We start from the raw sequence: 25,307 nt of genomic DNA on the forward strand, positions 1-25,307 counted from the left end.
GTTTGAATAAATACATTTGCCTTCAATAAATTAAAATAATAAAATGAATATTCCATCAGAATTAAAATATACTAAAGACCACGAATGGATTAAAATAGATGGCGATGTTGCTACTATTGGTATTACCGATTTTGCGCAAAGTGAATTAGGTGACATTGTATATGTTGAAGTTGAAACTCTTGACGAAACTTTAGAAGCGGAAGAGATTTTTGGAACCGTTGAAGCGGTTAAAACAGTATCTGATTTATTTTTACCACTTTCAGGTGAAATTATAGAGTTTAATGAGGCTCTAGAAGATGAACCAGAAAAGGTAAATACTGATCCCTATGGTGATGGATGGATGATAAAAGTTAAATGTTCAGATTTATCTCAAGTAGATGGACTCATGTCTGCCGATGACTATAAAACTTTAATTGGTGCTTAAAAAAAAAGCATTAGTTATTAGTATAGTTTATACACTAGTATTAACTTATGTTAGTTTAGTAAAGCTTAATAATGTCCCAGATATTGGAGTGAGTTTTGGTGATAAAATATTTCATTTTCTGGCCTATAGTTTATTAACTTTTTTATGGTTTAATACCTTTCTTTTTAATTTTAATTATAAAGAAAAAAAGGCAATTACGTATGCTGCAATCATTTCAATTGTTTTTGGTATAGTTGTTGAGGTGTTACAAGAGATATTGACTGTTTATAGGACAATGGACATTTACGATGTTATGGCGAACACATCTGGTGTATTAGTAACTGTTCTAGTAATAGTTTTGATTAAAAATATTGACGTTAAAAAAATATAAAGGCTTGCTTTTTTGATAAATAAATAGTTATTTTAGCAATCCTGAGTAAAACAATAAAAAATTATGGAACCTAAAAAAATCCTAGAGCAAATGTTGGACGTAATAGTTCACTTTATTTCGCAATTGGCTTAGCTTTAATGTTGTTTTTAACAAATTATGCTATCAATTACAAAACTTACGATAAGTCTGATATTGATATAGGGCAATTAAACTTAGATGAATTGGACGAAGAGGAAATTCCAATTACAGAACAATTACTAGCACCACCACCTCCACCACCACCACCTGCTGCTCCAGAGGTAATTGAGATTGTTGAAGATGAGGTTGAGGTTGAAGAAACAGTTATAGAATCTACAGAGGTTGATCAAGAAACAGAGATTGTTGAGGTTGAACAAGTAGAAGTTTCAGAAGTTGAAGAAGATATCGATGTACCTTTTTCTGTTATTGAAAATGTGCCTGTTTTTCCAGGTTGCGAAAAAGGTAGCAATACTGAAAAAAGAGATTGTATGTCTAAAAAAATAGCTCAGTTTGTTAACAAAAAATTTAATACAGATTTAGCTTCAGATTTAGGATTATCAGGAAGACAACGTATTAATGTTATTTTTAAAATTGATAAAACAGGAGCAATTACAGGCATTCGTGCTAGAGCGCCACACCCAGGATTGGAAAAAGAAGCTGCTCGTGTAATTGGTCTACTTCCTAAAATGAAACCAGGAAAGCAACGTGGTAAACCAGTAAATGTGCCATATTCATTACCTATTATTTTCCAAGTACAAGATTAATTAAAATTGTCATTCCCGCGAAAGTAGGAATCTATTATAAAATCCCGTTACATGTTTTGTAACGGGATTTCTTTTTTGGTATGCTTATTGAGACTTTATCATAATATTAACATAAAACTATAATTATTATGAAATGAGCATAAACAAAATTGTGTTTATATTTTGGGCAAACAATAAATTTTGTTTTGCGAATTACATTTGACTTTAGTTTAAAATAAAACGATAACAAATGAATAATCAAAAGAAAACTCACGAACTCATTCGGCAAAATGAGCAAATCGTGAAAAAATCACAAAAGCATGATGCAAATTTACAAAAAAACTCCACCCTTTACTTCCAAGTAGGACTAATTGTGTGTTTACTGGCGGCCTATGGTTTGCTTGAGATGAAGTTTGAAACAACAATTCCTCAAGATTTTGCTCTTGTCCTAAATCCTCCAGATTTTACAGATGCACCTGTTGAAAAATTTAAAGTTTACGAGGAACCCAAAACAGAAGTTAAACCTGAAGTTGTCAAAAAGGTTTTATTGACAGATAAAATAAAAGAAGTTGATAATGATTTTAAGATGAAAGAATTTGTTGATATAATAACAAGTGAACAAAATAATTCTTCAGAGTCCCCTTTGGATCCGAGTTCAATTAATGTTGAAAAAATAACTGAAGAAGTAAATATTCCTGTTGCGTTTATTCAGAACGTTCCTATTTATCCTGGATGTGAAAATAAAAAAACAAATAGTGATAAACGAAAATGCATGTCTCAAAAAATCACAAAACTTATTCAGCGAAAGTTTGATGGAAATGATATTGCATCAGATTATGGCTTGTCTGGTAAACAAAAAATTGATATTCAATTTACCATTGATAAAACAGGCCATGTAACTAATGTTATAACGAGATCGCCTCATCCAAAATTAGATGACGAAGCAGAACGGATTATTAATATGATTCCAGAAATGACTCCAGGAAGACAAAACAATCAAAATGTTGGTGTTCTTTATAGTTTGCCAATAGTGTTTCAAGTGCAGAATTAAAGAGTTGCAATTTTAAATATTTTAAAACCGTTATCATCTCAATATGATAGCGGTTTTTTATAACAGTATTTTAAAAAATACTATCTTTCGCCTTTAATCAACTTTTAATCAACTTATGAGGCAATACATTGTACTACTTCTACTTTTAGTTCAATACAATATTTATGCTCAAAGTCATTCGTATTACGAAAAACCACCAGTTTTTTCAAATTGTGAAAATGTAGTTATAGATTCTCTTCAAAATTGTTTTGATAATAATGTTTTCACTCATATTTATGAGAATTTTAAAGTACCTCAAAAGATTTTAAATGAAAATTACAAAGGAGAAGTTATTGTCCTTTTTGAAGTAGATACTACAGGACAATTTAAAGTGATTTACGTTGATGCGATGTATAATGAATTAAAGGACGAAGTAAAACGTGTTTTTTCAACCTTTTCAAAAATACAACCAGCGACTTACAATGGCAGAAAGACTTATAAACAGTATTCTATTCCTGTAAAAATACCTTTAGTAAACCAAACTGTGGTGACTCAGGATTTAGCAAAAGAAAAAGAAGTTTCGAAGTTAGAAAAGCAAGCAAAAGCAGAGTTTGATAAAGTGAACGATGATTTAAAAGTTTTTGAAAACGAAGCTTATAATAGTCAATTAAATATTCAGTTTACGCATAGTGATTATTCTAGATTTGATAGACAAATGAATCTTATTGGCACTAATAGTCATACGGCTTCTAAACCATTTGTTTATGAAGCAGTTTCAAAATATTACGATTTTAAAGCAGAAAAACAAAAATTACTAAAGGAAACTGATAATTGGGGAGGAAGAAAACTTTGGAATGAACACTTAGTACAATTACAAGGAAAAGACTATTGGTTTACTATCGATCCTATTTTCGATTTAGAAGTAGGTAAAGATACCGATGCCAATTTTAGTTCTACCTATAATAATACGAGAGGGTTTTTAGTGCAAGGTGGTTTGGGTAAAAAGTTTAATTTTTATGCATCGGTTTTTGAAAGTCAAGGGCGTTTTGCAAAATATGTAAACGAATATGCAGAAAGTTTAAAAGCTTTTGGTCCAGATCCAGCTATTATTCCAGGACGTGGTATTGCAAAACGATTTAAAACTGATTCTTATGATTATCCAGTGGCAGAAGCTTATTTGTCGTATGCGCCAGCTAAATTTATTAATGTCCAATTTGGACATGGTAAAAACTTTATTGGTGATGGATACAGATCGTTATTGTTAAGTGATGTGGCGAGTCCGCATCCATTTTTAAAATTGAACACCAAGTTTTGGAAAATAAAATATACCAATACATGGATGTGGTTAAAAGATGTAAGACCCGAAGTCGAAAATGGTAAAGCATTTTTAACAAAATATATTGCCAATCATTATTTAAGTTGGAATGTGTCTAAACGATTAAATATTGGTTTGTTTGAATCGGTGTTATGGACTAATAATAATGATAGAGGTTTTGATGTGAATTATTTAAACCCCATTATATTTTATAGAGCTATTGAGTTTGAAACAGGACAAGGTGCAGGAAATGCTATTTTAGGAGCTTCAGGGAAATATAAATGGAATGATAATGTGAATTTTTATAGTCAGTTTATTCTAGATGAATTTTCGTTAAGCGATATTAAAGGCGGAGAGAAAAGTTGGAAAAATAAGTTTGGATACCAAATAGGGATAAAATATTTTAATGCTTTTAAAGTTGATAATTTAATGCTTCAATTTGAGTATAATCGAGTACGGCCTTTTACATATTCTCATAATACTATTGTTTTAAATTATGCACATAATAATCAATCTATGGCACATTTATGGGGTGCTAATTTTAGCGAAGCTATATTGATAGGTCGTTACAATTATAAACGTTGGTATGCCGATGCGAAACTTATTTTTGGTGTTCGTGGTTTAGATTTTAATGATGGTACTGATAATTTTAGTTATGGCGGTGATATTTATAGAGATTATAATGATAGGCCTTTTGATACTGGCGTAGAAGTAGGACAAGGTATTAAAACCAATATATTTAACGGAAATTTACAAGCGGGTTATATGGTAAACCCTGCATCTAATTTAAAAATATTTACAGATATTACGGTTAGAAACTTTAATCCTGAAGCGACTACAACAACTACGTTTAAAAATAATACGGTTTGGTTTAATTTTGGAATTCGTACCGATTTATTTAATTGGTATTTTGATAATTAAATTACTGTTTTGTCATTCCCACGAAGGTGCGAATCTCATTAATTGAAGCTTTAATAGGTTATACATGTTGCGTTAGGGATTGATACGGCATCCTTTTGTTTTCTCTTAAGTTAAAAATGAACTTTAAAAACTAGTTTATAACTTTATTATGGATTTCTGCCTGCGCAGGAATGACAAAACAAAAGATATAGAAGAAAGCCCGACCTTTAGGTAACGCCCTAAAATTCTTCATATTTAATTTACCTTTAAAAAGCATTGCTCAAAATGGTTTTATAAAGTATCTTTGCACTCGCAATATAAAAGCGATTAAGCATAAAACATATTGAGTAATTCAAAAACTTCATTATCAGCTCCTTCTGTAATTTCAGATTTTAAAGAAATCACTAAAATGCGATTAGCATTAAGCGTTGTTTTTTCATCTATTGCAGGTTATTTGTTGGGTGTAGATACGGTTGACTTTAAAACTTTAGTACTATTAGCTTTTGGTGGCTATTTTATGGTAGGTGCTTCTAATGCATTCAATCAAATTATTGAAAAAGATTTAGATGCTTTAATGGATCGCACCAAAAACAGACCTATTCCTGCGGGACGTATGTCGGTAAACACCGCTTTTGTTATTGCTTCAATTTTTACATTATTAGGTATTATTATATTATATACTATTAATAAGCAAACAGCCATGTTTGGGGCTATTTCTATTTTTATATATACCTGTGTTTATACACCTTTAAAAACAAAAACACCTATTTCTGTATTTGTCGGTGCTATTCCTGGTGCTATACCGTTTATGTTAGGATGGGTAGCAGCGACTGATAATTTTGGAATAGAACCAGGAACCTTATTTGCATTACAGTTTTTTTGGCAGTTCCCTCATTTTTGGGCTATTGGCTGGTTTTTGTTTGAAGATTATAAAAAAGGTGGGTTTTTTATGCTACCTACGGGCAAACAAGATAAAGGAACAGCAGTGCAAACTATGATGTATACTATTTGGACCATACTGGTTTCTATTATTCCTGTATTTGGGTTTACTGGAGATTTACATCTTTCTATAATAGCGGCTATTTTAGTTTTTATATTAGGATTAGGCATGCTGTATTATGCGATTCAATTATTTAAAAAAATGACAGAACAGGCAGCTAAACAATTGATGTTGGCAAGTGTTTCTTATATAACACTTGTACAAATTGTTTATGTAGTCGATAAATTTATAAGTTAATCATGGATTTAACTCAAGGTACTCAAGAAGAAAAAAATAGTAGAGCAAAAAAAATGATGCTTTGGTTTGGTATCATTTCACTTATTATGTCTTTTGCAGGATGGACGAGTGCTTTTGTAGTAAGTAGTTCTAGACCAGATTGGTTAAAAGATTTTCAATTGCCTAATGCATTTATAATTAGTACGGTTGTTATTATTATTAGCAGTTTTACTTTTTTATTAGCAAAATCAGCATTAAAAAAAGGAAACAGGAATGCCACAACTATCTGGTTAGTAGCGACACTCGTTTTAGGAATTGTTTTTATTTTTAATCAGTTTTCAGGGTTTCAACAAATCATAGATTTAGGGTATAATTTTACAGGTCCTACTAGCAATGTAACTATGTCTTACATCTATTTAATAGCTTTAGTGCATGTTTTGCACGTGGTTGTTGGTTTAATTTGTTTGTTGGTAGTAATTTATAATCATTTTAAACAGAAGTATAATACGACGAAGATGTTAGGCTTAGAATTAGCAGGAACATTTTGGCATTTTATAGATATTCTTTGGGTTTATCTCTTCCTATTTTTGTATTTTGTAAGATAGTATTTTATGTCTATTTTAAATTACAATAAAATTTAATAGAGAAAATTCAATAAAACTAACAATTATCATAGTTTAAAATTTAGGGTTGTATATTTCGTCAGATAAATAAAATGATTATTTTTGTCCAACTTTAAAAAAATAACCAACGTATATGAGTACTACAGTTGTGAATACTGGAACAGAAGGCAAAACTTGGGGAGGCGGTAACGAACCGTTAAAAGCAAGTTATGGTAAAATGATGATGTGGTTTTTCATTGTTTCTGATGCTTTAACATTTTCTGGCTTTTTAGCGGCCTACGGATTTTCAAGATTTAAGTTTATTGATGCATGGCCAATTGCCGATGAAGTGTTTACTCACGTGCCATTTTTACATGGACAAGAGTTACCAATGATTTATGTGGCATTTATGACATTTGTGCTTATTATGTCGTCTGTAACTATGGTATTAGCTGTAGATGCTGGACATCATTTAAATAAAGGCAAAGTAACGCTTTACATGTTTTTAACTATTATAGGTGGTTTAATATTTGTTGGGTCTCAAGCTTGGGAATGGGGAACGTTTATAAAAGGAGATTTTGGAGCTGTACAAACTAAAGGAGGAAATATTCTTCAATTTGTTGATACAGACGGACATCGTGTGGCACTTAGAGATTTTGTAGTTGCTGATGCACATGCAGATAGAGATCAACATGAAAGTAAAAATGGTTTGTGGTTTGTTGGAGAAGGAACATTACCAACTTATACTGTTGATGAAGTTATTCATGGTTTAGAGTCTCATGAAAATGTATTGGTTAGAACTCAAATTATAAATGAAGCAGGAGAGAAAACAGTACTTTCAAGAGACGAATCATTAAAACAATTAAAAGCTAATGGTACAGCTGTTGTAGAAGGTGCTAATTTGCATGTAAACGAATACGGTTCGCCTTTGTTTGCAGACTTCTTTTTCTTTATTACAGGTTTTCACGGTTTCCACGTATTTTCAGGTGTTGTAATTAATATCATTATTTTCTTTAATGTGGTATTAGGAACTTACGAAAGACGTAAAAGCTACGAAATGGTAGAAAAAGTTGGTTTATACTGGCACTTTGTAGATTTAGTATGGGTATTTGTATTCACGTTCTTCTACTTAGTTTAATTATTTAAGAATATATTTTCATCCCGATATCATCGGGGTCTAAAAAGCATTAAAAATGGCACACGCACATAAATTAGAAATATTTAGAGGTTTAGTTAAGTTTAAATCGAATACTCAAAAAATTTGGGGTGTTTTAATCTTTTTAACTTTAGTAACAGCTGTTGAAGTTGTACTTGGTATATATAAACCAGAAGTTTTAATGGGCAATGTTTTAGGAATGAAAGCTCTTAACTGGATTTTCATAATACTAACTTTAGTAAAGGCATACTATATTACTTGGGATTTCATGCACATGCGTGATGAAACTAAAGGATTAAGACGTTCTGTAGTATGGATCGCTATTTTCTTGGTTTTATATTTAATATTTATCTTATTACAAGAAGGAGGTTACGTTTTTGATGTATATGATAATGGATTTATTAAAAGAGATTTTTAACTAAATAATAGTTAAATAGATATATAAAGGCGGTTTTTAAACCGTCTTTTTTTATTTTTGCACTTCTGTATTTATAAAAAAATACGTTTCATTTAATGGATTATAAAAAAGCTAGTAGGTACGTTATTTTAGGAGTCTTATTTTTTCTTCCTGTGTCATTTTTGTTGATTTTATATCCAGCAACGCACAATTATACGCCTTTAGATATAGTAAATGAATCTGTTTTAGATTTACAATCATTTTCTTCCAATTCCAATGAAACCATTGTTTTAAAAGATTATATTACTGTACTCGGTTTTTTTGGTAATAATCCTGAAAAAAGTAATACAGTCGCTCTAAATTTAAAAGAATTGGTTTATGATAAGTTTAAGGGGTTTAAAAAATTTCAAATTGTTATTTTAATGCCGAATGGTACAGAGGATGCGGTTAAAAAACTTAAAAATGAAATTAGTTCGTATGAAGATTTAAGGTTTTGGCATTTTGTTTTTGGTGAACCGAATGCTATTCAGCAAGTGTATAGTAGTCTAAAAAATAAGAGTGATTTAAATTCAGATTTATCATCAAGAAATGTATTTGTAATTGATAAAGATTTAAATCAAAGAGGACGACTTGATGATAGAACAGATAATGAATTAGAAAAGAAGAAGCCTGCTTATAGATTATACGCTTATGATTGTATTGAAGTAGCCGAAATTAAGAATAAAATGAGTGACGATTTACGTATTTTATTTACAGAATACAGACAAAAACGTAAAGGAGAGTTTAATTCTGATACAAGAAGAGCTAGCGATTTGAATGGTAATAATGATAATTAAATAGATTAGAATTTAAAAATGAGCAAAAAAACTAATTATTCGTATATAGGTATTGCCTTTGTTATTTTGGTTTTTGGAATTATTTTTATTCCAAAAATAGTGGATAGAATTACTAATGGAGATGTTATTAGAAATGAAAGTAGAAGCGATTTTGCTGAAGATAAAAAGACAACCCGTTCAGATTTGTCTTTTATTAAAATAAACGGTGAACCAAAAAAAGTTCCAGCATTTTCATTCACCAATCAAAATGGTAAAATCATTACCAATAAAGATTACGAAGGTAAAGTTTATGTTGTTGAATTCTTTTTTACAACATGCCCAACTATTTGTCCGCGTATGAATGCTAACCTTATTCAAGTTCAAAATACATTTAAAGATTTTGAAAATTTTGGTGTGGCATCTTTCACTATAAATCCAGATTATGATACTCCAGAAGTTCTCAAAGCTTACGCAGATAAGTACGGAGTAACAAATCCAAATTGGAATTTAATGAGTGGCGATAAAGAAGCTATTTATAAATTATCAAACACGGGTTTTAATATTTATGTGGGTGAAGGTGATGAAGCAGCTGGTGGTTTTGAGCATTCAGGAAATTTTGCTCTTATAGATAAAAATGGTTTTATACGTTCTAGAAAAGATGATTTTGGAAACCCAATTATTTACTATAGAGGTATTGCTTCAGAGGATGAAAAAGTTGATGATGATGGTGAAACAGAACAAATTAGTGCGTTAAAAGAAGATATAAGAAAATTGCTAAATGAGTAAATCAAAAGAAATACTAGACGAAAAAAAATATAACAAACTTATTGTTGTATTATCTGTTTTAATCCCAGTAGTTGTTGCTGTTTTGTTTGGGGTTAAAATTCCAAATGTTGAACCTTTAACGTTTTTACCTCCAATATATGCTTCTGTAAATGCTATTACAGCATTGGTTTTAGTTTTGGCATTTATTGCAATTAAAAATAAAAAAATCATACTACATAAGCGACTAATGACTTTCGCTATCACATTATCTGTATCTTTTTTAATTATGTATGTAGCGTACCACATGACGAGCGATTCTACTAAGTTTGGAGGAGAAGGTGTTGCTAAATATATGTACTACTTTATTTTATTAACACATATATTGTTATCTATTATTGTAATTCCATTTGTGTTAATTACCTATGTAAGAGCTATTACTAATAATATAGAAAAACATAAAAAAATAGCTAGAATAACATTTCCGTTATGGCTTTATGTTGCTGTAACAGGTGTAGTTGTTTATATTATGATTTCTCCTTATTATGCTTAGCATTATACCTAGTAAAATAAAGAATTTGTAAAATGAGAAAAATAATTATCATACTAGTTCTTTTGTTTTTAGTTTCAGTTTCTGCTGAAGCCCAATGCGCTATGTGTCGTGCTGTTTTAGAAAGTGAAGAAGGGCAAAGTGCCGCCGAAGGTATAAACGACGGTATAGTTTACTTAATGGCTGTTCCTTATATTCTTGTTGGAGGAATAGGTTACTTTATTTATAAGAAATACAATACGTTAAAAAAGTAATAAAAATTTTCTGGAACACTTTTTGTAACATTTCTTTGTTTGAATAGTCTAATCTTTAAGTTCTATAACTTAATTAATCAATCAAGAAATGTTAGAAATCAATCAATTGCACAAGTCCTATCCTATAGGAGACTCAAGTTTACATGTTTTAAAAGGAATTGACCTTTCTGTTGAGGAAGGTGAAATGGTAGCAATCATGGGGTCTTCAGGCTCTGGTAAGTCAACGTTGCTTAATATAATAGGCATGTTAGATGAAGCAGATGAGGGCGATTATATTTTAGATGGACTACCCATTAAAAATCTTACAGAAAAAAAAGCAGCTGTTTATAGAAATAAATTTTTAGGTTTTATTTTTCAATCCTTCAACTTAATTAATTACAAAAATGCTTTAGAAAATGTAGCATTACCTCTATATTATCAAGGTATGAAACGTAAAGAGCGTCAAGAATTAGCTTTGTTTCATTTAGAAAAGGTAGGACTTGCAGATTGGGCAAAACATTTACCTAAAGAACTTTCTGGGGGTCAAAACCAGCGTGTTGCTATAGCAAGAGCGTTGGCTGCAAACCCGAAATTATTATTAGCCGATGAGCCAACGGGAGCTTTAGACACCAAAACGTCTCATGAAATTATGGCATTCATTCAACAATTAAATGATGAAGGGAAAACCATTTTAATGGTAACTCATGAAGAAGATATTGCAAATATGTGTAAACGTATTGTTCGTCTTCGAGATGGTGTTATTATGGAAGACAAAAAAGTAGACCAAGTTAGAGCAGAGCAATATGTTTGATGTAGACCTTTGGAGGGAAATATTTCAAAGTATTAATAAAAATAGAACCAGAAGTTTATTATCTGGATTTACTGTAGCGTTTGCCATTTTGTTGTTTACTATTCTTTTTGGTATTGCCAATGGTTTAAAAAATACATTTAAAGAAGCTTTTATAGATGATGCTACAAACTCTATAGATATTCGATCTGGAAGAACAACTAAAGCTTCAAAAGGACTTCAGGCAAATAGACGCATACAATTTAAAAACGAAGACTATAATTACATAAAAGACGAATTTGGTAACAAAGTCGAGTTTATTACAGGTAGGATTTATAAAAATGTTACGGCATCTTTTAGAAATGAACAAAATACGTACGATTTAAGAGCCGTTCATCCCGATCATCAATTTTTAGAAAAAACTAAAACTTATGAAGGGCGTTATATCAATCAAAGTGACATTAAAAACAAAACAAAGGTTGTTGTTATAGGTCGATTAGTAGAAGAAGATTTGTTTTTAAAAACAACGGCATTAGGTAAATATGTAAATCTTAGTGGTGTACTATATAAAGTGGTAGGTGTTTTTGCTGATGATGGCGGTGATAATGAAGAACGAAGAATTTATATGCCAATAAGTACGGCACAGCAAGTTTATGGTAGTAATGATTATATCGATCAAATAAACCTGACCTATAATCCAGAAATGAATTATGATGAGGCTTTATCGTTTAGCAACCTGATTACAAAAAAACTGAAAGAGCGTTTTTCAGTGGCAAATTCCGATCAAAGAGCTATTAGAGTTCGTAATATGGCAGAAGGGACTAAAGCTGTTGGTCAAATGACTTTTGGATTAACGGTAATTATTCTAGTCATAGGTTTTGGAACATTAATAGCAGGTATCGTTGGTGTTAGTAACATTATGATTTTTATTGTAAAAGAGCGGACTAAAGAAATTGGTATCCGTAAAGCATTAGGGGCTTCTCCTAAATCTATTGTATTTATTGTTTTATTAGAATCTATTCTTATTACAGCTATAGCTGGTTATGTTGGTTTATTATTAGGAGTAGGTGTTTTGGAACTTGTAGGTCCTAGTTTAGAAACATATTTTATTAAAGACCCTGGTGTAAGTAATGGTTTGGTAATAGGAGCAACCCTTACCTTGATAGGAGCTGGAACTATCGCTGGCTATTTACCTGCAAAACGAGCATCGAGAATTAAACCTATTGTAGCACTAAGAAACGATTAATGATGTTTAAATTTTTATTCGATATAGATACATGGCAAGAAGTTTATGATAGCTTTAGTAAAAACAAACTAAGGTCTATTTTAACCATGGTAGGTGTTTGGTGGGGCATTTTATTGTTGATAGGACTTTTGGGTTCAGCCAGAGGTTTAGAAAATTCATTTAATCGTTTGTTTGGTGATTTTGCAACGAATAGTGTGTTTATTTGGGGGCAAAGTACAGGTATGCCTTTTAAGGGTTTTCAAGAAGGAAAACAAGTAAGATTATCATTAACTGATGCTAAAAAAGTTGAAGACAATGTTGAGGGCATCGAATTTGTTGTACCAAGAAATCAGAACCAAGCTACTGTAATTAGAAATTTTTCGTCTAGTAGTTTTTCTATAAATGGCGACTACCCTTTGTTAGATCAGGTACAAAAGAAAAAATTAATTCACGGACGTTTTATAAATCAAAATGATATTGATAATAATAAAAAAGTAGTGGTCATATCTGAAGAAGCCTATAAACAACTTTTTGAAAAAGATGAAAACCCTATAGGTGAGTATATTCAAATTAATAAAATTAATTTCAAAGTTGTTGGTATGTTTGAAAATGGTAATGAGAATATGGGACCGACATCCAATATGCATATTCCGTTTACAACCTTTCAACAAATTTATAATCAAGGCGATAAAATTGGCTGGATGATGATTACTGGAAAACCAGAATACGATATCAAGCAAATTGAAAATGATGCTAAATTATTACTTAAAAATTTAAATAAAATTCACCCAGAGGATAATAGAGCTTTTGGAAGCTTTAATTTAGGTAAAGAGTTTGCTAAAATGACTGGATTTTTAATTGGTATGCAATTTTTAACATGGTTTGTAGGTATCGCAACCTTATTTGCAGGTGTATTTGCTATTGGAAATATTTTGCTTATCACTGTTAAAGAACGTACAAAAGAAATTGGAGTTAGACGTGCTTTAGGTGCAACACCTTTTGAAATAAAACGACAAATAGTTGTTGAAGCAGTGTTTTTAACTTTAGTAGCTGGTTTAGTTGGTATTATATCAGGAGGGTGGATTTTAATAGCTTTAGATAGTGCTTTCGGACAAGGGGCAGATGCTATTATAGTTAATGCTTCTGTATCTATATCCATCGTATTTATAGCATTAATCATATTAGTAATTCTGGGCACTTTAATAGGATTGATACCTGCATTTAAAGCCACAAGTATAAAACCCATAGAAGCATTAAGAGAAGAATAAACAATCAAAAAAATGAACAAAACAGTAAAAATTATTTTAGTAATAGTAGCCATCATACTATTAGCATTTGTACTTAAGTATTTTAAAGATGCAAATTCGAAAGCTATTGAAGATTTTAAAGTAGATGAACCTTTTTATACCTCTATAAATACTAAAGCGGTAGCAACAGGGAAATTAAACCCAGAAGAGGAGATTGAATTAAAACCTCAAATTTCGGGAATTGTAGATAAAATATTAGTTGAAGAAGGCGATGTTGTTAAAAAAGGTGATTTGATTGCTAAAATTAGAGTAGTACCTAATGAGCAAAGTTTAGTAAGTGCAAAGAGTAGAATAGCATCTTCAAGATTATCATTTGATAATACCAAGGTGTTATATGAAAGAAATAAAACGCTTTTTGAAAAAGGTGTTATTTCTCAACAGGATTTTGAAAATAGTGAATTATCATTTAATCAAGCAAAAGAATCTTTAGGACAAGCTCAGAACGATTATCAAATTATAAAACAAGGGTCTATTTCTGGCGGAAGTTCTGCAAATACTAATATTGTGGCCCAAATATCAGGAACTATTTTGGAAATTCCAGTTAGAGAAGGGGATCAAGTTATACAAAGTAACAACTTTAATGCAGGAACTACTATCGCAACCATTGCAGATATGAGTTTAATGATTTTTGAGGGTAAAGTTGATGAAGCCGAAGTTGGTAAACTTGAAGAAGGTAAAGATATTAAAGTGATATTAGGTGCCATAAATGATAAAGAGTTTCCAGCTAAATTAATCTTTGTCGCACCTAAAGGGATTGAAGAGAATGGTGCTGTACAGTTTACTATTAAAGCAAACGTTACTATAGATGCTTCAACAAATGTAAGAGCGGGCTATAGTGCCAATGCCGAAATAGATATTGAAAGTAAGGACAGTGTTTTTGCTATTAAAGAAGCTTTACTTCAATATAATAGAATAACCGAAAAACCTTTTGTTGAAGTACAAAAAGAAGAAGGGAAATACGAAAAAGTGAATGTAGAATTAGGCTTATCTGATGGGATTAATGTAGAAATAACAGAAGGCATTAAAGAAGGCGATAAAATAAAAGTGTGGAATAAAGCTTCAAAAGATAACGAAGATGAAGAAGAAAAATAATTTCAGAAAAATTCACATGAAAAACTACTTTTTGTTTTTAGCATTTATGATACTTTGTATATCTGTTTCTGCACAACAAAAAAAATGGACTTTACAGGAATGTGTTTCATATGCATTAGAAAATAACATTACGGTTAAGCAAACAGAGAATGCGTTGTTAAGTAATGAGCAAGATATTTTAGCAGCTAAAGGTCAATTTTTGCCATCAGTTAGTGCTAGTGCTTCTCAGGGATTAAGTTTAGGAACGAGTTTAGTAGCTGAAGGTATCTTTGCTAATAGAACAAGTCATTCAACCAATTTAGGAGTTAGTGTGTCTCAAAATGTTTTTAATGGATTTAGAACACTTAACCTATACAAACAATCTAAACTTACAAGAGAGACTAACGAGCTAGAGTTAAACAGAATTAAAGATGATATTTCTTTAAACGTAGTAAATGCATATCTGAATGTATTGTTTAATAAAGAAAATTTAGAAACAGCTGAAGTTCAATATCAGTTTAGTGAAAAGCAATTAACACAAGTGAAAAATTTAGTTGATGCAGGGGTTCAACCTAGAGCTAATATTTATGATGCTGAGGCAACATTAAGTAGAGATACGCAACAAGTAACTATAGCCGATAATAATTATAATTTAGCATTACTTGCTTTGTCTCAATTTTTACAAGTGCCTTTTAATAATTTTGATGTTGTTATTATTGATATTAATACGCCATCAGAAGGGTTGTTATATAGTAGTGTAACGCCAGTTTTAAATTATGCTTTAGAAAACAGAATTGAGATTAAAATAGCTGAAAAAAACATTGAAAATGCCCAGTTAAATACAGAAATTTCTAAAAGTGGTTATTTGCCAAATGTATCGCTAAGCTATGGCTTTGGTACCAATGCATTTTATTCAAATTTAGCCAATAATCAGGCTGCTTTTATCGATCAGTTAGATGATAACAAAGGCCATAGTTTTAACCTTAGAGTGGGAATTCCAATTTTCTCAAGATTTCAGAATAAAACTTCGGTTGCTAAATCAAAAATTCAAGAAGACAATAGTAAACTTCGTTTAGATCAAGCAAAATTAGATTTAGAGTCTAATATACAGCGAGCATATACCGATGCACAAGCAGCATTAAAGGCGTATATGGCTGCAAAAAAATCAATGGCTTCACAAGAATTAGCCTTTAATAATTCAAAAGAACGCTATAATATTGGTAGTATGACCTCTTTTGAGTTAGAGCAGGCTAGGGTTCAGCTAATTAATGCACAATCTTCTTTAATTAATGCTAAGTATGATTTTGTTTTTAAAACAAAAGTTTTAGATTTTTATATGGGTAGATCATTGACGAACTAGACTTTTTATTTTAATGAAATTAAAATGATAACGTTATAATTGTTTCATTGAGGAAATATCAGAACAAAGTGATAGTTTTGCATGGAATAATTTGAAGTTAAGATGAACACATTAATCCTTAGTATAGAAACTGCAACAACTAATTGTTCGGTGTCACTTTCAGAAAACGGAAAACCAATCGTTTTAAAGGAAGATTATGATAATGGCTATTCGCATGCCGAAAGATTACATGTTTACATAAATGATGTTTTAAAAGAAGCTAAGATTGATGCGAAAGATTTAGATGCCATAGCCATAAGTAAAGGCCCTGGGTCTTATACTGGGTTACGTATTGGAGTTTCGGCAGTAAAAGGACTTTGTTATGCCTTAAATAAACCATTAATTTCAGTTTCTACTTTAGAGGCTTTAGCGCATCAAGTAAAATGTAAAGAAGGTGTTATTGTAGCGATGTTGGATGCCAGACGTATGGAAGTGTATTCTGCTATATTTGATTCCAATTATAATCAAATAAGAGATACTGAAGCCCAAATTTTAGATGAATATGCGTTTGCAGATTATCTTGAAAAAGGAAAGGTTTATTTTATTGGTAATGGTGTCGAAAAAACAAAAACATTAATCAATCATCCTAATACCATTTTTATAGAAGATAAATTACCATCTGCTAATGAGATGAGTTTATTAGCTTATAATAAATACAAAATAAGCGACACCGAAGATGTCGCTTATTTTGAGCCTTATTATTTAAAAGATTTTGTGGCTTTAAAGCCGAAACCTAAAAATTAGCCTTGTTTATGTATTTCGACTTGGTGTGGGTAAGGAATTTCAATACCTGCAGCATCAAGTGCTTCTTTTACATTTTCTGTTGTTTCGAAATATACATTCCAATAATCTGCTGAATTACACCAAGGTCTTACAGCAAAGTTTACAGAACTATCTGCTAATTCTAATACATTAACTGTAGGTTCTGGAGTTTTTAAAACTTTTGGATTAGCTAATAAAACACGCATCAAAACATCTTTGGTTTTCTTAATATCGGCATCATAACTAACTCCGATAGTTAAATCTACACGGCGTGTACCTTCTGTAGTATAATTAATGATGTTTCCATTAGATAGCGATCCGTTAGGAATTATAATCTCTTTATTAGATAGTCCTATTAATTTGGTTGTAAAAATTTCAATTTCTTTTACAACACCAATTTCTCCTTGCGCTTCAATTAAATCTCCAATTTTAATAGGTTTAAAAATCATGATTAAAACGCCACCAGCAAAATTACCTAACGAGCCTTGTAATGCCATACCAATAGCTAAACCGGCGGCAGCTAGAATAGCAGCAAACGATGTGGTTTCTACACCCATGGTGCCAAGTACAACAACAATTAAAACAATTTTTAAAATCCAACTTAGTAAGTTTAATAGAAATTTTTGTAGACTTTCATCATAATCTCTTTTAGACATTACTGCTTTTGTACCTTTCATAAGGTTTCTTATTACCCAAGAACCAATAATCCAAATAACAATAGCGCCAATAATTTTAAGACCATATTGTAATCCTAGTTCAATCCATTTTTCTGTGTCGATGTTTTCTAAATCCATAATATATATTAAAGTTAAATTAGATATGCAAAACTAAAACTATTATAATGTTTAGCCTTGAAAATTGCACTAAAAAAAGCAGTTTATTAAAGTCAAAATAGCAGGAACTGCTTGTAGGTAAAATAGTTTAATTTTCTTTGTAGAATAAGACCCGTAAATACCTGCAATAGTCACACAAATAAGAAAAAATACAGCAATTTTTATATCTTTTTGTATGATGGAGAATATTAATCCAGCAGCTAAAAAACCATTATACAAGCCTTGGTTTGCTGCCAATACTTTGGTTTGTTCGGCAAATTCTTTAGATTTTAATCCAAATGTTTTGATGCCTTTTGGTTTGGTCCATAAAAACATTTCTAAAATTAAAAAGTAAATATGTTCAAGAGCAACTAGGACAATTAAAAGGATAGTTAAAAAACTCATATTTATATATAATTAATCAAAAATGTATCTCAAAGTTAAAGAAAATTAAACATAAAAAAAGCGTTCAAATTTTGAACGCTTATATTTTAAAAAAGGGACGTCTCATTCGTTATCCATTAATAGCTTCTACCATTTCAACTTTACCAGGAAGCATTTCTTTCAGCATATTCTCTATACCGCTTTTTAAGGTATATGTAGATGATGGGCAGCCACTACAAGCGCCTTGAAGCATCACACTTACGTTTTTAGTATCGGCATCATAAGATATAAATTGAATATTACCACCATCACTCGCTACAGCTGGTTTTACATATTCTTCAAGTATATTTATTATTTCTTTAGACGTGTCATCTAATCCTTCAAAATGAGAGTCTTTGTGAGTATCTGTTTTCTTAAGGGATTCAGCTGCTTCAGGCAATACAATGTCTTTCCCGTCTTCAATGTAACTTCTAATAAATTCGCGAATTTCAATAGTAATATCTTGCCATTCTGTTATGTCGTATTTCGTTATCGAAACATAATTTTCATCAATAAAAACACTTTTCACAAATGGAAAGTGAAATAATTCAGTAGCAAGTGGCGATAATTTTGCGTCATCAATTGAGGTAAATTCAAAAAGCGAAGTTACTATTTTTTTATTAGCAACAAACTTCATTACCGATGGGTTTGGTGTGCTTTCAGCATATACTGTAACTGCTGTTTTTTTTGTTTCAGCTGTTTTTTCAACTACGATGCCACCATCATTTAAATAAGCTTCAATTTGTTCTGCAACTTCGTCTTGTACATCACTCCATTCAACAATATTAAATCGTTCAACAGCAATAAAATTCCCTGAGATATAAACCTTTTTTACGAATGGTAAATAAAATAATTGTTGCGCTAAAGGTGATGTTTTAGCGTCATCTATATTATTAAATTCAAAGCTTTGGTGTTGCGTAATAAATTGATTTACTTCAAACTTGATTATGGCGTTATTGGTTGTTTCTTTCACAGAAACCTTGAAAGTATTCATTTTAGCTAATTTTTTACAAAAATACTAAAAGAAAACTTTAGATATCCATATATTTGAGTTTTGTTGCCTTTTTAGAAGGTTTTAAGGAGCGTGTTTTAAAGACCGTCTTTTTTTTGTGTAAATTTTTGATAATCAATATGTTTGTGTAAACCCAAACCTGCCTTATTAAAGTATATGAAATTAAAAAATATTTTTCTACTAGCAATTGTAACATGCTTTGTAAACATTGCTATTTCGCAAGAAGGGTTGCCTATATATACAGATTATCTTACAGATAATTATTATTTAATTCACCCGTCTATGGCAGGTGTAGCTAATTGTGCAAAGGTTAGATTAACAGCTCGCCAACAATGGTTTGGACAGGATGATGCTCCTAAGCTTTTAACCTTGAACATTAATGGAAGAATAGGAGATACGCCTTCAGGAATTGGAGGGATTTTATATACTGATAAAAACGGTTATCATTCTCAATCTGGAGCTTATTTTACTTATGCTCATCATTTAATGTTTTCTAGAAGTGAGGCAGATTTAAATATGCTTTCTTTTGGTTTAAGTGCGGGGATTATTCAATATAAATTAGATGAAACTACGTTTTTGTTTGATGGTCCAGATCCTATAATTGATGGGATTGTACAAAGTGAAACTAATTTTAATATAGATTTTGGATTTTCATATCATTTCCTAGATTTTTATTTACACGGTACGGTTAAAAATGTATTAGAAAATGCAGGAGTTAATAGCGATACTAATATAACAAGTAATTTAAGACGTTATTTACTTTCTACAGGGTATGTTTTTAGTAAATTTGATAGTACTTGGAGTTATGAACCTTCGCTAATGTTTCAGTATAGAGATGCTACTAAAGAAGCTTCAATAGATTTTAATGCCAAAGTATATAAAGAAATGGATTTTGGTAAAATTTGGGCTGGTTTATCTTATCGAAACAGTTTTGATGGCGCTGAGTATATTACTAATTCCGGAGCTATAAATAGTCAACGATTACAACAATTTACACCTATTTTAGGTTTAAATTATAATGAATTTATGTTTGCGTATAACTATACACATCAAACAAATTCGGTCGTGTTTACTAACGGAGGTTTTCATCAATTTACTTTGGGATATAATTTTGCTTGTAAGCGTGAAAAATATAGCTGTAATTGTCCTGCAGTAAATTAGAAAGGCTCATTTATTAAAACGAGCCTCTATTATTTAATTCCAAGTATATTTTTTCTTTTTAGCTAGTTCTTTAATCGCTTTTGTCAAGGCGTTTTCTAAGCCATTTGTGTTTTCTGTTTTATGTTGAGAAATATAAACTTTACGTTTCGTATCTAATTCTTGAATCTGTTTTTGAATTTGTTTGCGTTCTTTTCGTTTTGTATCAATATAAGCTTTAATATCATTAGCCGATTTCCCTTTAAGTGCTTCGGGTAAAACATCATCTTTTAATTCTTCAATAACCACTTCATTTAAAGTTTCTGCATCTACTAAATCCCAAGTTTGGTTTTTATATAAGTGCGAACTTTTACTAACTGTTCTACTTACTGCATTCGATTTGCTTAAATAACCTGCTTTAGAATCTTGTTCTGCTTGTAGTGCTATTTTTTCTTTCCCCTTTGAGCCATAAATAACATACGTTTTATTTAATTTTTGATTTAATATAAGAATTTCATCATCATAAGGCGAAGCAATATAAGCAGTTTTTCGGTTTTGGTTGATTGCTATATAATTACCGTTAGTTAATTGGGCACCATCTTTCCAAGAAGATGAAACACCTTGGTTGTAATCGCCACAAAAAATAGTATTTATAGTAATATCTTTTTCTTTAGCATTTGTACAAGCATTTTTATAATTAATTTTTCCTTGAGTAAAAGGTTCATTACCCGCAATAAAAATCAATTTTAAATCATCAGGGTTTTTACCCCAATTTAATTGGTTTAATGATGTTTGTATAACCTGCCCACAATATTCTTCACCGCCATTTGTAGTTAAAGAAAATAATGCTTTAGAGATTTCATCTAAATCATCACTAAAGGCTAAAACTTGTTTAATATAGCCTTCATCACTGTTTAATCGGTCATTTCCATATTCATATAAAGCAATTTGTAAATTGGGTTTATTAGTGCCACATTTAGCATAAGAGAGTTCGTTAACTATTTCCCATAGCTGTGCTTTGGCTTGGTCTATTAATCCGTCCATACTATTACTAGTATCAAGTAAAAGAGCTACTTTTATATACTGTTTATTTAGGTTGTGATTAATGGTTTTTGTCTCAAAATAATTATGAGATTGTCTTTTGTTATTAGCATGACAAGCTATAATGCTTATTAAAGCCATGCTAAATAGAAATGCTTTAAAATGTGTTTTCATGATATATTATGTTTTTTGATTAATAGAGTAAATCTATAACCAACCTTTTTTATAAAAAAAGCAAAATGAGTGAAGTAGGTGTTTAAATGCGTAAAGTGAACTTTTGAATATGTAAGGCATGCTTTTTAGACTTAAACGTGTCTAATTTTATGAAATCTTCATTTTAATAAACCAAGTAAAGTGCGTAAGTTTATCATTATAAAATAGTAGATGAAGTTATTTTTAAAACATATATGGTTTATTGGTATTGTATTTAGTACAACTATTTTCTTTGCCCAAGAAAATGATATTGGAACGATACAACCAAGATTTACCGTTAGGGGTTCTGTTATTGAAAGCGATACCAGAGACCCAATACCTCATGTGAATATAGAAGTTAATGGAGGGGGGTATACAACTACCGATATGTTTGGTGATTTTAGAATTGAAGCAAAAAAAGGCGATGAGATTACTATCAGACATAAAGATTTTGAAACCGTTTATTATACTATACAAAGTAATGAACGTATTATAGTTGAAGTACAACCTAATAAACCTGCTAATTATAAAAGTAAATTTTCAAAATCTAGAATTCCAATATTTAAATCACTTATAGATTCTGCCGATACCTATTTAAAAAAAGATGCAAAAAAAAGTATTCAATTTATTGCTGATGCTTTATTAGAAAGTAATTCGGTAAAAGAAAATAGTGAAGCTTACGAAGTTTTAGGCGACATCTATATGTACTGGAAACAGTATGATTTAGCAGTTTCAAATTATAGAATTAGTATTCAAAACCGAGAAACTAATGATGCTAATTTGAAACTTGCGAATGCTTATAAATTAAATAAAAACTACCAAGAAAGTATACAAACGTATAAGGATATTAATAAAACAGAGCTATCAAATTGGCAATTAGTGTCTTTATATGAAGGCCTAGGCGATATTTATCTTTTAACGAAATCTTATGATCTTTCTGTTAGTGCTTATAAAGAAGGGTTACAGGTAGCACAAAAACATTTAATTACACCCAAAATAACCGATTTAAACTCGAAAATAGCTCAAACTTATAATGAGAAAGGAGAAATAAATGAAGCAAAAGGGTATTTTAAAAATTCATTAAAATTAGCTAATACAGAAAATAAAAAGCGCGCAGTAGAAGAAAAACTTAAAGTCGCCGATTTTCGAAATAATTTAAACGATTATTCTAACGAAATAATACTTAGAAAAGAAGCCTTAGATGATATAAGTGACATAGAACATGATTCTGTTTTTGATAACGAAAGTGCGTTGACACCGCAAAAGCAGAATTATAAAATTGGTAATGCCTATGCTTTACAAAATGATTTTCCTAATGCCATTACTTATTTAGAAAAAAGTATTGCTGAAGCTGATAAAAAGGAAGATGTTATTGTACAAAAAGATGCAACCAGAAAGTTATCTGATGTATATCGTGATGCTGGAGATTATAAGAAAGCGTTAAGTATTTATCAAGATTACGTAAGCTTAGTAGATAAAGCTTATATTAAAAAAGAACAAGAAATATCTCAAGCGGCCAGATTTAGTAAAGATATTGTAAGTAAACAAAATAGAATTATAAGTTTAGAAAGCGATCGTGCATTATCTGAAAGTAAATATCAACTTACTACAGAACAAACTAAAAGACAAAAATTAATTATTTATTCATTAATAGGTGGTTTAATTTTATTGTTGATTGCAGCCTTTTTAATGATGAAATATATTAAACAACAACGTTTAGCAAATAATTTGTTGGCATTAAAAAGTTTGAGAAGTCAAATGAATCCACATTTTATTTTTAATGCTTTAAACTCGGTAAATAGTTTTATCGCTTCAAACGACGAGCGAACAGCCAATAAATATTTAACCGACTTCTCCTTATTGATGCGTGCTGTTTTAGAAAATAGCGAAGAAGATTTTATTCCGTTAGAAAAAGAAATAGAACTCTTGCAATTATACACCAAATTAGAGCATTTTAGATTTAAAGATAAGTTTGATTATAGTATTAAAGTTGATGAACATATTAATATTAATGACTTTGTAATTCCTCCAATGCTATTGCAACCCTATATCGAAAATGCCGTTTGGCATGGGTTGCGTTACAAAAAAACAAAAGGATTTTTAGAAATAAGAATTACACAATCTAACACAGATGAAATTGTTATTACAATTACCGATGATGGTATTGGACGACAAAAATCTAAAGCTTTAAAAACTGAAAATCAACAAAAACAGAACTCAAAAGGCATGGGTAATATTAAAAAACGAGTAGCGATTTTAAATACGATGTATAAAGATAAAGTAGATGTTTTTATAGATGATTATAAAAATGAAGAAGACTCAGGTACAAAAGTTGTTGTAACACTTAAAAAGGATTAACGAATTGCGGTTAACGATTTTTGAATTAAGAATTAAAAAAAAAGAATCTATTTGTCACCTCGAGCGCAGTCGAGAGGTCTCATAATTTATGAAAGATGAAGTTTAAAGTGTTTTTACATTATTAATTTTTATGATGAATTCTTGTAAAACAGCAAGAGAAAGAAAGGCATGTATTAAATTAGTTAATGAAAATAAAAGTTTAGGAATAGAAAATTTTGATGAGTTAAGAGAATATACAGGTGTAAATTGGGTTAAATTATTAGCTGCTGTTTGGATACTTGATGGAGAAGTTTTCACTGAAGATGAAATCAAATATAAGATAAATGAAAAAAAGTTTGACATATTAAAAGTTCAAATTTTAGATGGTGATTCCATACAATTTGTTTGTAAACGAGTGCCTTTTTATGTTATAATTTCAACGAACAATTGTTTAAAAAACCATTAGTGTCAAATTTAAAAATATGAAATTAACCTCCATTATAGTAGAAGATGAAGAAATAAGTCGAGATATTCTAAAAAATTATCTCAAAAAATATTGTCCTAATGTACATGTTATAGGAGAAGCATCAAACATTGAAGAAGCCTTAGTTTTAATTCGGAATAACGATTTAGATTTGGTGTTTCTCGATGTAGAAATGCCTTATGGAAATGCTTTCGATTTGTTAGATAAAGTAGGCGATGTGAATTTTGAAACCGTGTTTGTAACGGCATATAATCATTATGCTATTGATGCCCTAAACGCACATGCTTCATATTATTTAATGAAACCTATTTCAATTGACGAACTTATTAAAGCAGTCGATTATGTAGCCGAAATTAAAACCAAAGAAGATGCCCTTCAAGACGAAGTTTTAATACCAAAAACCAATAGTGTTCATGGTAAAATAACCATTCCGCAACAAAACGGGTTTGAAGTTATTAATACGGCAGATATCTTGTATTGTAAAGCCGATGATAATTATACGAATATCTATCTAAATAATAATAAAAAGAAACTGGTAAGTAAAACACTTAAATATTTTGAAGACGCTTTAAACAATGCTAATTTTGTACGTGTACATAAATCGTATTTAGTAAACGTAAACGAAGTGGTAAAATACTTAAAAGGAAAAGGAGGAAGCGTTATATTAAGTAACGGACAAGAAATTATGGTATCAGCTTCAAAGAAATCCGATTTATTATCATATTTTAAATAATATATTCCTGCGAAGGCAGGAATCTCATAAACAGAAAATAAAACTCAATATTAA

General features: G+C 30.4%; 27 protein-coding genes. 23 read left to right on the forward strand and 4 right to left on the reverse strand.

The genetic code is table 11. The annotated features are described in order from the left end of the window. Positions 1–43: 43 nt before the first annotated feature. The 19 genes from gcvH (at position 44) to tsaB (ending at position 17,064) form a co-directional block, all read left to right on the forward strand. Positions 44–424 (forward strand): glycine cleavage system protein GcvH, encoded by a 381-nt coding sequence (gcvH, locus tag RHP49_08785; GenBank protein ID WNH14331.1) that lies wholly within the window; start codon positions 44–46, stop codon positions 422–424. After that, a complete protein-coding gene (locus RHP49_08790) occupies positions 417–794 on the forward strand; it encodes a VanZ family protein (GenBank protein WNH14332.1) in 378 nt (125 codons plus the stop codon). The genes gcvH and RHP49_08790 overlap by 8 nt, the downstream gene beginning before the upstream one ends. A gap of 137 nt (positions 795–931) precedes the next feature. Beyond that, positions 932–1,576, forward strand: coding sequence for an energy transducer TonB (locus RHP49_08795; protein WNH14333.1), 645 nt, complete (start codon positions 932–934; stop codon positions 1,574–1,576). A 229-nt stretch (positions 1,577–1,805) separates the two neighbouring features. After that, positions 1,806–2,606 carry an energy transducer TonB gene (locus RHP49_08800; GenBank protein ID WNH14334.1) on the forward strand — a complete coding sequence of 267 codons (801 nt, stop codon included), beginning with the start codon at positions 1,806–1,808 and terminating at the stop codon, positions 2,604–2,606. 115 nt (positions 2,607–2,721) lie between these two features. Beyond that, a complete protein-coding gene (locus tag RHP49_08805; protein ID WNH14335.1) occupies positions 2,722–4,821 on the forward strand; it encodes a gliding motility protein RemB in 2,100 nt (699 codons plus the stop codon). A 388-nt stretch (positions 4,822–5,209) separates the two neighbouring features. Beyond that, complete coding sequence (cyoE, locus tag RHP49_08810; GenBank protein ID WNH14404.1) at positions 5,210–6,037, forward strand: heme o synthase; 828 nt, start codon at positions 5,210–5,212, stop codon at positions 6,035–6,037. A 2-nt stretch (positions 6,038–6,039) separates the two neighbouring features. Beyond that, positions 6,040–6,621 carry a cytochrome c oxidase subunit 3 gene (locus tag RHP49_08815; GenBank protein ID WNH14336.1) on the forward strand — a complete coding sequence of 194 codons (582 nt, stop codon included), beginning with the start codon at positions 6,040–6,042 and terminating at the stop codon, positions 6,619–6,621. Positions 6,622–6,772: 151 nt separating this feature from the next. After that, positions 6,773–7,756 (forward strand): cytochrome c oxidase subunit 3, encoded by a 984-nt coding sequence (locus tag RHP49_08820; GenBank protein ID WNH14337.1) that lies wholly within the window; start codon positions 6,773–6,775, stop codon positions 7,754–7,756. 55 nt (positions 7,757–7,811) lie between these two features. After that, on the forward strand, positions 7,812–8,192 hold the full coding sequence (locus RHP49_08825) for a cytochrome C oxidase subunit IV family protein (protein WNH14338.1): 381 nt from the start codon (positions 7,812–7,814) through the stop codon (positions 8,190–8,192). Between the two features lie 95 nt (positions 8,193–8,287). After that, positions 8,288–9,007, forward strand: a complete 720-nt coding sequence (locus tag RHP49_08830) for a hypothetical protein (protein ID WNH14339.1) — start codon at positions 8,288–8,290, stop codon at positions 9,005–9,007. Between the two features lie 18 nt (positions 9,008–9,025). Further along, positions 9,026–9,772: an SCO family protein gene (locus RHP49_08835; protein ID WNH14340.1), complete on the forward strand. Its 747-nt coding sequence runs from the start codon at positions 9,026–9,028 to the stop codon at positions 9,770–9,772. Further along, positions 9,765–10,301, forward strand: coding sequence for a DUF420 domain-containing protein (locus tag RHP49_08840; protein ID WNH14341.1), 537 nt, complete (start codon positions 9,765–9,767; stop codon positions 10,299–10,301). Before RHP49_08835 ends, RHP49_08840 begins: the two co-directional genes overlap by 8 nt. 32 nt (positions 10,302–10,333) lie before the next feature. Beyond that, positions 10,334–10,552 (forward strand): hypothetical protein, encoded by a 219-nt coding sequence (locus tag RHP49_08845; protein WNH14342.1) that lies wholly within the window; start codon positions 10,334–10,336, stop codon positions 10,550–10,552. Between the two features lie 88 nt (positions 10,553–10,640). Next, entirely contained in the window at positions 10,641–11,342 is a 702-nt protein-coding gene (locus RHP49_08850; GenBank protein WNH14343.1) for an ABC transporter ATP-binding protein, read from the forward strand. Continuing rightward, complete coding sequence (locus RHP49_08855; protein ID WNH14344.1) at positions 11,335–12,564, forward strand: ABC transporter permease; 1,230 nt, start codon at positions 11,335–11,337, stop codon at positions 12,562–12,564. The genes RHP49_08850 and RHP49_08855 overlap by 8 nt, the downstream gene beginning before the upstream one ends. A 2-nt stretch (positions 12,565–12,566) precedes the next feature. After that, positions 12,567–13,811, forward strand: coding sequence for an ABC transporter permease (locus RHP49_08860; protein ID WNH14405.1), 1,245 nt, complete (start codon positions 12,567–12,569; stop codon positions 13,809–13,811). Positions 13,812–13,823: 12 nt separating this feature from the next. Further along, a complete protein-coding gene (locus tag RHP49_08865) occupies positions 13,824–14,942 on the forward strand; it encodes an efflux RND transporter periplasmic adaptor subunit (GenBank protein ID WNH14345.1) in 1,119 nt (372 codons plus the stop codon). Next, the gene (locus RHP49_08870) at positions 14,926–16,281 is read left to right on the forward strand and encodes a TolC family protein (GenBank protein ID WNH14346.1); all 1,356 of its coding nucleotides are present in this window, start codon (positions 14,926–14,928) and stop codon (positions 16,279–16,281) included. Before RHP49_08865 ends, RHP49_08870 begins: the two co-directional genes overlap by 17 nt. Positions 16,282–16,383: 102 nt before the next feature. Then, positions 16,384–17,064, forward strand: a complete 681-nt coding sequence (gene tsaB, locus RHP49_08875; protein WNH14347.1) for a tRNA (adenosine(37)-N6)-threonylcarbamoyltransferase complex dimerization subunit type 1 TsaB — start codon at positions 16,384–16,386, stop codon at positions 17,062–17,064. On the opposite strand, the gene RHP49_08880 is transcribed toward tsaB, so the two are convergent. The 3 genes from RHP49_08880 to RHP49_08890 form a co-directional block, all read right to left on the reverse strand. Next, complete coding sequence (locus tag RHP49_08880) at positions 17,061–17,876, reverse strand: mechanosensitive ion channel (GenBank protein WNH14348.1); 816 nt, start codon at positions 17,874–17,876, stop codon at positions 17,061–17,063. The two genes, tsaB and RHP49_08880, sit on opposite strands and share 4 nt — an antisense overlap. A gap of 69 nt (positions 17,877–17,945) precedes the next feature. Beyond that, complete coding sequence (locus RHP49_08885; GenBank protein WNH14349.1) at positions 17,946–18,299, reverse strand: DUF1304 domain-containing protein; 354 nt, start codon at positions 18,297–18,299, stop codon at positions 17,946–17,948. 109 nt (positions 18,300–18,408) lie between these two features. Continuing rightward, entirely contained in the window at positions 18,409–19,311 is a 903-nt protein-coding gene (locus tag RHP49_08890) for a NifU family protein (GenBank protein WNH14350.1), read from the reverse strand. Between the two features lie 174 nt (positions 19,312–19,485). Here RHP49_08890 and RHP49_08895 point away from each other — a divergent pair, with 174 nt between their 5' ends. Then, positions 19,486–20,490, forward strand: a complete 1,005-nt coding sequence (locus RHP49_08895; protein WNH14351.1) for a type IX secretion system membrane protein PorP/SprF — start codon at positions 19,486–19,488, stop codon at positions 20,488–20,490. Positions 20,491–20,523: 33 nt separating this feature from the next. On the opposite strand, the gene RHP49_08900 is transcribed toward RHP49_08895, so the two are convergent. Next, complete coding sequence (locus tag RHP49_08900; GenBank protein ID WNH14352.1) at positions 20,524–21,681, reverse strand: VWA domain-containing protein; 1,158 nt, start codon at positions 21,679–21,681, stop codon at positions 20,524–20,526. Between the two features lie 210 nt (positions 21,682–21,891). Between RHP49_08900 and RHP49_08905 the strand changes: the two genes are divergently transcribed. The 3 genes from RHP49_08905 (at position 21,892) to RHP49_08915 (ending at position 25,253) form a co-directional block, all read left to right on the forward strand. Then, on the forward strand, positions 21,892–24,057 hold the full coding sequence (locus tag RHP49_08905; GenBank protein WNH14353.1) for a histidine kinase: 2,166 nt from the start codon (positions 21,892–21,894) through the stop codon (positions 24,055–24,057). Positions 24,058–24,187: 130 nt separating this feature from the next. Further along, positions 24,188–24,502 carry a hypothetical protein gene (locus tag RHP49_08910; GenBank protein ID WNH14354.1) on the forward strand — a complete coding sequence of 105 codons (315 nt, stop codon included), beginning with the start codon at positions 24,188–24,190 and terminating at the stop codon, positions 24,500–24,502. Between the two features lie 16 nt (positions 24,503–24,518). Beyond that, a complete protein-coding gene (locus RHP49_08915) occupies positions 24,519–25,253 on the forward strand; it encodes a LytTR family DNA-binding domain-containing protein (protein ID WNH14355.1) in 735 nt (244 codons plus the stop codon). The last annotated feature ends 54 nt before the right edge of the window (positions 25,254–25,307 follow it).

Source organism: Flavobacteriaceae bacterium HL-DH10, assembly GCA_031826515.1.
GTDB lineage: Bacteria > Bacteroidota > Bacteroidia > Flavobacteriales > Flavobacteriaceae > Thalassobellus > Thalassobellus suaedae.